The sequence below is a fragment of the Neobacillus niacini NBRC 15566 genome (assembly GCF_001591505.1).
GTDB classification, from domain to species: Bacteria; Bacillota; Bacilli; order Bacillales; family Cytobacillaceae; genus Neobacillus; species Neobacillus niacini.
Genome location: NZ_BCVA01000021.1, coordinates 83604 through 93198 on the forward strand (window position 1 = coordinate 83604; position 9595 = coordinate 93198).

At 37.6% G+C, this 9595-nt stretch carries 4 protein-coding genes; 2 read left to right on the plus strand and 2 right to left on the minus strand.

Annotated elements, in window-relative coordinates; genetic code table 11:
* Positions 1–104: 104 nt before the first annotated feature.
* Positions 105–4787, minus strand: a complete 4683-nt coding sequence (locus BANA01_RS16060; protein ID WP_063253813.1) for a glycoside hydrolase family 84 protein — start codon at positions 4785–4787, stop codon at positions 105–107.
* A 739-nt stretch (positions 4788–5526) separates the two neighbouring features.
* Between BANA01_RS16060 and BANA01_RS16065 the strand changes: the two genes are divergently transcribed.
* Complete coding sequence (locus BANA01_RS16065; protein ID WP_063253815.1) at positions 5527–6381, plus strand: hypothetical protein; 855 nt, start codon at positions 5527–5529, stop codon at positions 6379–6381.
* A gap of 58 nt (positions 6382–6439) precedes the next feature.
* Here the strand turns inward: BANA01_RS16065 and BANA01_RS16070 are convergent, their stop codons facing one another.
* Positions 6440–7993 (minus strand): ABC-F family ATP-binding cassette domain-containing protein, encoded by a 1554-nt coding sequence (locus tag BANA01_RS16070; RefSeq protein ID WP_063253817.1) that lies wholly within the window; start codon positions 7991–7993, stop codon positions 6440–6442.
* Between the two features lie 289 nt (positions 7994–8282).
* Here BANA01_RS16070 and BANA01_RS16075 point away from each other — a divergent pair, with 289 nt between their 5' ends.
* A complete protein-coding gene (locus BANA01_RS16075) occupies positions 8283–9551 on the plus strand; it encodes a mechanosensitive ion channel family protein (protein WP_063253820.1) in 1269 nt (422 codons plus the stop codon).
* The last annotated feature ends 44 nt before the right edge of the window (positions 9552–9595 follow it).

Here is a 9595-nt window from a genome sequence, read left to right on the forward strand (position 1 = left end):
CGCTACGCAAAGCCTATCCATGGATAAGGAGAAACGAAAAGCAGTGTGAAGGAAAATGACTTCTCTTCACACTGCTTTTAACATGTTTACTTATGTTTCTGCCATTACTCCTGCTCTTTATTCATCTTAGGTACTTGTGTGCCTGGTTCGGCCTGTTCCCCGTCCGTTTCTAAGACTGTAAAGGTACTAAAGTGGTTGGTTTCCACTGAGACTTTGCCATCGTTGTTAACTGCTCCTGGTATCAGTTCCCATTGTTTTGCTTGCTCATTGAAATAAAATACTTTCAAATTATTAGGCTCTTTCACTTTCCTGCCATCAAGAGTAAAGGTTAACGTTATTGGTTTCTCAAATTGGCGAATTTCCTTACCATCAATCAGGATTGTAAAGTTATAGGCAGGGCTTTTCGCTTTGTTGATATCTCTTAAACGGTCCAAAGTCAGCTCAAAACTTTTCTCAGAGATAATAGACGAAGGGATCAAGAGAGTAACCTCATCATTCATTACCTTTAGAGGAATTCCAAGATCCTTCGAAAGCTGGGCTTGTTCTTTTGTGACTGACACTTTCGCAGAATGCTCTTTGCCAAGGTCAACAAAAAGGATTAGTTGTGCTTTGGCTGCACCGAGATCCTTGCTTGCAGCATCTATTTCAGATTGAGTGGCTTGGCTGTTGTTGCACACTACTTTTGCTTTTTCATAGGCAGTTTTATAGATATTATAGGACTCCTCTGTAAAAAGAGATTCATCCAGTTGTTCGGATAATAATCCTTTTAAACCGGAGCGGTCTGGCAACAATTCTTTATTGGTAGACGTATTCAACTCATAAATAACTGGTTGAACATTTCCCCAAGTCAACTTTATTTCAAATATACGATCATAGAGTGGATTATAGAATGTATTTAAACTTTTATTCAGGACACCCAGTTCAATCCATTTATCCTTACCAACCCTGGCACTTACGACCGCGTTTGAAATTGCATTTGAGCCTTGAACAATGGTAATGGTCGATACATCTGTTTTTTCAGAGAGACGGTAGGTCAGTGATCCATTGCTTTTACCTGTCATATTTGGCTTAAAGGCTGTTGTCAAATTACCATCCAATAGACGCCCAGGACTAAATCCATCTTCTTCAATTGGATCGATGACAAAGGTTGGATTGTTTTCGGTTCTAACGTATTCGCCGCCGTTAATGACGAATTCATTAATATGGGCAAATCTGTATGGATAATTGGCTGTAAAAAGAATTCTAATATATTTGGCCTGAATCCCGCCAATATGATCATTACCATAATAATAGTTTCCTGGATTGGCAGAATCATGGGTGTATCCATCTGCTATCATGTCGGCGTAATCAGCCTTACCGCCTGCCAGATTATCCACACCATCACCTAACGTAATCACATCTGTCCAATTTTCATTGTCCATCGATAACTGGACTTTGGCGTCGCGGATATAGTTAATATTATTTTCTTCGTTATAAACGCGTAAACTGTTGAAAATTCTAGGCTCACCAATGGAGTAAGTGATCGATTTTCCTTTTACCTGATAATCAGTAAAAATAGCTTTCGTACCAAACTTCTTATCGAAAGGAGCTAACAGGGTGCCCGCATTTCTTGAATCACTAGCTGCATAGGCAGAGGAGATGCCCATATCCGTTCCGACGAAACTTGGTCCATAGATTTCCTTGGATGAAACGCTAAATTCATTCAGGTCGAAAGTAATTTCTTCATTGGTGTTGTTGAGTAATCGTACATAACGGGCAATCGTTCCTTCAACTGGACTGGTCCATTCTACCTCATTCATAGAGGCCTGTAAGGTTAATTTCTCACTCGTTGCCTGTACCGTCACGCTATCTAATTCTTTAATACGTTCCAATTTCACACCTACATACTCGTTTGGTTTCAGTGTTATATTTGTTGTCGTTGCTAAACTTGTTTTTTCTAGTGTATGCGGGGAAGTAATCTTTTTATAATCATTGTTATTCGTATACGTATATTCAGAAGACGACTTTGCTACATTGACCCGAATTTCGCTAAACTTGATCCAAACAGGGACATTTTTTAGGTTTTTCAGGCGGACATATCTGGCTTTAATGCCGGTTAAGTCTTCCTCTACCTTATCCATCCCTGAGGCCTTGCCTGTATATTTTTTGTATAAGGTATAATTCACATTATCAGTGGAGTATTCCAACTGGTACTCGGTCCACTTATCACCATTATCCCGGCCAACAGCAAAGTAAACTTTGCCTAAATCATAGACCTTTTGTAAATCAACACCAATATAATCACCAGCAACTGAGGTATCCTTAATCGTACCTGAAGGGTCGTACCAGATATGAGTCACGTCATTGCCATCAAATAAATTAGCTGCGCTTCCTTGATAGACTTTAAAGTGGGAAGGAACCATGAGTTGGTATTGTGGTGTTTCGTCTCCTGCTGAGGTCTCGTTGATAACGATATCCTTAATACCTAACCATGTATTAGGACGATCTGTCGTTGCAATTAATCGGATCCCTCTAGCTTTAAGATTTAAATTCTCTAGCACTACTTTACTGACATGGCCATATTGAGCCCCTTCGATATCAATCCAATTTTCTCCGTCAACGGTATATTGTGCCTTACTGGCAGTAAAAGTATCATTACTATTTGCAATTGCACCTAATTCAAACCTTGCTGTATGAATAGTGAGTGCTTTTTCATATAGAACTCCAATATATGTGCCGGTAGAGATGGAGTTAGGATTTTTAAACACCACTTCAGTACCCAATTTGTTATCCAACAGATTTTCCAAGCTGCCAGTAGGAGAATCTGTCCGATTTGTAATAACTCTAGCTGTGTTACTATCAGGATTTACAATCGATTGGACTTTAATGGATACATCATTTAATAGAGTTCTGATAAATGGCACGATGTGCTGTACGCCTACTTCGGCATACTCATAATGATCAATGTAGCGGAACGGATGATTCTTTGAGGAATCATAGGAAGCTTGACCTTGACTGTAGTTTTCCCATACAGCAGCCTTATCGCCTTGTTCATGGGCAATCTCTGCCTGTAGTAAGGAAATAGCGGCATTGGCCGTATCAATCGCACTATCTAACCAATAAACAATCTGGTCTCTTGTTCTTGAATTACCAGGGTTGGCTTTATAGGTTTGAGCGGCATCCCGAATCATTTCGAATTCTTTGATTAACGCTTGGGCTTTATTTGTAATGTTTTCTTTTCCTAGGACAGCTTTAAACTCATTTAACTTAGGAGCTAATTCAACTGATTCTTCCAATTTGGAAACTCGAGAGTCCATATTTTGATTGATCATATGCTTGGACAGTTCTCTGAGTGCAATGGAAGCAGGAGTTTCATTAATATTGAGATGGTCCATGTAAGCAAATGAATCATTCCAGTTTTTCTTGGCCAGATCGACATTATCCCAAATATTCCATGCATAATCTGCATTGGCAAAAATGGCTGATTTACTAGCTTCTGATTGTTGCATTGGATTTAGCACAATCCCCTCGATATTGGCAGGGTTCACACCAGGCTGCAGGAATGTTTCATTTCCGCCCATGATGAGGTGCTGCTTCGAATTATCGGTGCAAGGCCAGTTAATCCATAAGTATGGGGCTCTCCCGGCGTTGTTTGTAAATGTTTGAGTGAAGTTATTTGAAACCTCTCCCCATACCTTGCCACCGGTTTGGACATTACTAACAGACTTTGGCAAATCTCTTAATGTCTGGATTTGTGCACTCGTTCCCCATCCCATATAATCATTTGGAACGAAGATCATGTCAATCACTAAACCTTCATAATTTGCCTGTTGCTCAATTAACCAATTAGTCAAATCTGTCATCAGTTTCACATATGTTTTGGGCCCTTGTGCAGGTACTCCAGCGTCATCCGCCAAAATACCAAACTTTCGAACACCCGCGTCCATCAATTGCGTAAATTTCGATTTAATAATATTTAAGTCTACTTGATAATTTTCCTCTGTATTGAAGCGGATTGGATTATTCATAAAAGTATGCAGTGTATAAACAAATCTAGTTTTACTGGCATTGCCCGCTTCAGCAAGTTTGCTAATTTTCACTAGTTCATCTTCTGTATATAATTCTCTCCATTTGGCATTGTGTTTTGGGTCATCCTTAGGCGCATAGATATAGGAATTCATTTTGAACTCGCCGCCAAAGGTCATTAATTCAGCACGATCTTCATTGGACCATGGTTCCCCATAATATCCTTCAATGAATCCCCGTCCTTTGACATCTGCATAATCTTTAATGGTTAATTCTTGAATGGTTCGATCCGTCATCTGTTTGAAGATATGTTTGACAGTGGTCACACCATAAAACGCAGAATCTACATCTTTACCGAGGACAGCAATGACATTATCTTGGATAGAAACAATGTTAGCGTCAAGCTTTGCTAGAGTTGTTTCATCGCTTAATTGTTTTTCTGCAAAGTATTGATCGACATATTCATTTGACTGATAAATACCAACCAAGAAGTTTGTTTTATTTTCAACCATTGCCTCTGAAACGGTAAATGGAATGCCCTTAACCGCCAATACTTCTTCTACTCGTTTTTTCGTATAGGAATCTACTTTCGACTCATATACGAGATTGATGGAATTGCTTACTTGGAATTGCTCACCATGATAGTGTATATCGTGAGGATTTGGATAGATTTGATATTTCATTGTTTCTGTAGCAGCGTATGCCGGAATCATAAATCCACATAGGGTACTAAATAGCACAGCAAATATAATCGTTAGATTTAACAAAATACTTTTTTTCAATTACTCCCCCTACCTTCTAAAAAAATAAATCGTTCTTTTATTGAGTCTCAAGACTAATTACAATCAAGCGATTAGAAAAATGATCACCTCCTTAAATAAAAACTTCATAACAGCAAAAGGGCATGGAAAACAAATACAAGAATCCCTAAGAGGAACCTTGCATTGCTTTCCATGCCTAGTATGAACCAGTCACATGAAACCTCATATTTAACAAGATTATAAAGCGTTTACAAAATTAAGTCAATTAATTTTCGAACTATTCAGTTTTTTTGGGAGATTTCCTTCAAAGGGCATGGTAGCTTGGAAGCGGGAATGGACATGCTGTTAACAGAGCCAGCCAAGCTTTATAGCCAGTGCAGCCCTGCTGGCTTAGTGCAAACAATTGCCTTGGACTTGAAAAATTGAGAAGTTTAGTTGCTATTTGAGGGTCTTTATTTTATGTATTAAAAGGTATTGAAAAGAATAAAATTTTATTTTACCTCAGTATAAAATATATTGTCAATAAGAAATTTGCAATATTATCAAAAAAATGTTATTATATTTTTATAATAACATTTTTAATCGTATTCCAAATTCCGCTGTATTTTTTGCAGATAGAATTATGGATACGTTTTTTTAATATCTATTTTAAATCTAAGGAAAATTCAGACATTCGTATGAGCTTTAAAGGAAGTTAGTTGAATGAAATTATTAATTTCCGAAAATTAACCGAGTTTTTATTCTAAGGAGGACTAGAATAATGAATCTTATCAATGAGAAAGTTACACACGAGCGTTTTGGTATGGGTAGTATTGTTAAACATAATGATTCTAGTATTGAAATAAATTTCGCTTCGGAAAATAAAAAGTTTGTTTTCCCCGATGTATTTGGAAAACACCTAAAATTACATAATAAAATTGTTGCTAATTCACTCGAAAAAATTATACAAGAGAAGGAAATGGAACGAAAAGAGGAAGAGTGGAAGAGGGAAGCGGAAAAAGAACTTCAACAAAAAAAACAGGAACTTCGCTTGGAACATGAAAAACTTATGAAAAATCATAAACTTCATCCCGAATCACAAATGGTTTTTTGGTGTGACACAGAAGAACAGAATCGTTCTTTTTCAGAGTGGAAGGTTTTTTCAGGTGTAATAAAAAGTGGTAATAATCAGGGAAAGCCAAACAAACCCATCCGCTTGCACCAAAATAGCGCTGTCCTGTTAACAGCAATAGATTCCGAGAAGCCTGAAAAAGACAGGCGTATCTTAGGTGTTTATATGGTGAATAAAGATTTTATCGGTAAGCTTTGTGAGGATGGATTTATTCCTGCCCATTCAGAATACAGACTCCAACTTACAGAACAAGAATCGGATCAGATGCTCTTCTGGAATTATTACGTGAATGAAAAATTCCCCCATAAAATGACATGGAATACAGGGAAATACCGTTATTTTGAAAATCTGTGGATGGCTCAAATTTTGCATGATATCGTTTCGTTGAAAAGTGAACCAAAGGAACAAGAGCAGGCACAAAAATTTTTTGAACACTTTTGTAAAATGAATCAGATAACAGAACAAGAGTTACCAAAGCCTAATGGTGCATTATTGCGTATTTAATCGTTAGCCATTAATAAAAGGGGTACCCAAATTAAATTGGGTACCCCTTAATCTTTATTTAAAACACTTTCGTCGTCCAATCCTCACAATTCCAAATATCGGTCGCAATTTCGCGATAGAAATCAGGTTCGTGGGATACCATTAAGATACTTCCGCGATATGCCTTTAAAGCACGCTTCAATTCTTCTTTTGCGTCCACATCCAAGTGATTTGTAGGCTCGTCTAGAATTAATAAGTTTGTTGGTGTGTTAATAATTTTACACAAGCGAACTTTTGCCTTTTCGCCACCGGAAAGGACTTCGACTTTACTTTCAATATGTTTCGTCGTTAATCCACATTTTGCAAGTGCAGCACGGACTTCAGCCTGATTCATACTTGGGAACTCGCTCCAAATCTCTTCAATACAAGTGTTGTAGTTGGACTGTTTCACTTCCTGCTCGAAGTAACCGATGTGTTGATACTCACCACGTTCCACTTTACCCTCCAGCGGATCAATCAACCCTAGAATACTTTTTAAAAGAGTAGATTTACCAATACCGTTTGCACCTACGAATGCGATTTTTTGTCCGCGTTCCATTTTCAAATTCAGCGGGCGAGAAAGTGGTTCGTTGTAACCAATAACAAGATCTTCAGCCGTGAAGATATAACGACTAGCTGCACGAGCTTCTTTGAAATTAAACTCTGGTTTCGGCTTTTCTTTACCCAATTCAATAACTTCCATTTTGTCGAGCTTCTTCTGACGAGACATCGCCATATTACGAGTCGCAACACTTGCCTTGTTACGCGCAACGAAATCTTTCAAATCAGCAATTTCTTGTTGTTGGCGCTTGTAAGCAGACTCTAGCTGCTGCTTCTTCATTTCATATATATTTAAGAAGTTATCATAGTCACCAACATAGCGATTCAACTCTTGGTTTTCCATATGATAGATCAAGTTAACAACATTGTTCAAGAATGGAATATCATGTGAAATCAAAATAAATGCATTCTCATATTCCTGCAGGTAGCGCTTCAACCATTCGATATGCTGTTCATCCAAATAGTTCGTAGGCTCATCAAGTAATAGGATTTCAGGCTTTTCTAGCAAAAGCTTAGCCAGCAAAACTTTGGTACGCTGCCCGCCACTAAGATCATCTACATCTCGATCAAGTCCAACATCGTCTAATCCTAGACCGCGGGCAACTTCCTCAACTTTTGAATTAATTTGATAGAAATCATTACTATCTAACGTTTCTTGCAGCTCACCAACTTCTGCAAGTAAGGCATCGATATCAGCACCTTCATCACCCATTTTTGCATAAAGTTCATTAATCTCTGCTTCAGCATCAAAAAGATATTGAAAAGCAGTACTTAAAGCTTCACGCATCGTTGTACCTTTTTGAAGGACAGCATGCTGATCTAAATAACCAACACGAACTTTTCGTGACCACTCAACCTTCCCCTCGTCTGGCTGCAGCTTCCCAGTAACAATATTCATGAAAGTAGACTTACCCTCACCATTTGCCCCGACTAGTCCAACGTGTTCACCTTTTAAAAGTCGAAAAGACACATTATTAAAAATCGCACGATCACCGAAACCATGACTTAAATTTTTTACATTTAATACGCTCATTTTTTTAACCCCTTATCTAATGTCACATGTGGATATCATACTAGATTTTGGCCGCTTTTTCTATCTTGAATTTTTTGTAAAAAATGTAATTCGATTATGGACTAAATTGTAGTCTGCCCCCAAATTAAATATCTCGTTAGTATCTAAAAAGTCGAGTTTATGGTTTAAAAGTCAGTAGCTCAGGGGCTAAGGTACCATTTTTTCATTATTGAGGAAGAAGGAATTGACAGTTTAGATGCTTTACCCGTAAAGTTGCTTATGATGCAAATGAATACGGAGGAATACAAAAATGCAATTCATTAATAATCTACTTCTGGATATGGAACTAGATCCTAGGTTAGTAGAATATCTTTCAATTATCATCAAAATTCTGCTAATAGGGCTTATCTGTATCGCAGCAAATTTTATTTCAAAGAAAATCGTGATCAGGGTCATTACTCATATCGTGATAAACTCCAAAGTCAAGTGGGGTAAAATCATTTTGGATAGACAGGTTTTTCGAAAGTTATCCCATATTGTTCCTGCGATCATTATTTATTCGTTTTCTTCAACCTTTCCGGCCTATCAATCAATTATTGAAAAATTGGCGATTGCCTATATCATTATTGTCGGTTTAGTGTTTATTCAAAGCTTACTAAATGCATTTAATGATATTTATCAAACCTTTGAAATATCCAAGGTCAAGCCTATTAAAGGATATATTCAGGTGATTAACATTATTTTCATGACTATCGGATTTATCTTATTGATCTCGAATTTAATAGGCAAGAGTCCTCTACTTTTATTAAGTGGAATTGGGGCTCTCTCGGCCGTCTTGATGTTAGTATTTAAAGATTCGTTATTAGGACTAGTGGCAGGAATTCAGTTGACGGCCAATGATATGGTCCGGGTTGGTGACTGGATTGAAATGCCAAAGTATGGGGCGGATGGAGATGTTATTGATATTTCTTTAAATACCGTAAAGGTTCAAAATGGGGACAAAACGATTACGATGATACCCAGCTATGCCCTTATTTCCGATTCCTTTAAGAACTGGAGGGGGATGCAAGGCTCAGGTGGAAGACGTATCAAACGCGGATTGTATATAGATACAAGCAGTATTATGTTTTGCACAGAGGATATGATTGACAAATTTATAAAGGTCCAGTACCTATCAGACTACATTATTCATAAGGAAAGGGAAATTGCTGAATACAATGCCAAAAATGAAATAGACAGGAACATTCGCGTGAATGGAAGAGCCCTAACCAATATCGGTGTATTTAGGGCATATATCAGCAATTACCTCAAAAATCATCCTGGAATCAATCAGAATATGACCATAATAGTGAGACAGCTAGCACATAATGAATTCGGATTGCCTCTAGAAATTTATGCATTTACCAATGATGTACAGTGGGCAGTTTATGAATCTGTGCAATCCGATATTTTTGACCATCTATTTGCCGTTGCACCAGAGTTTGGACTAAGAGTATTCCAGAATCCATCTGGGGCTGATTTAAGAAATATGGTAGAACAATCAAGCAACAAAGACTTAATTGGTGAAAGAAGCTATTGAAAAACTAAATCATCGAAAAAAGCGACTGTTTAATGAACTGCCCC

Excerpts from the sequence above, each read along its gene's own strand:
- BANA01_RS16065 (WP_063253815.1), top strand. The coding sequence starts at position 5,527 with ATGAATCTTATCAATGAGAAAGTTACACACGAGCGTTTTGGTATGGGT.
- BANA01_RS16070 (WP_063253817.1), bottom strand. The coding sequence starts at position 7,993 with ATGAGCGTATTAAATGTAAAAAATTTAAGTCATGGTTTCGGTGATCGT.
- BANA01_RS16075 (WP_063253820.1), top strand. The coding sequence starts at position 8,283 with ATGCAATTCATTAATAATCTACTTCTGGATATGGAACTAGATCCTAGG.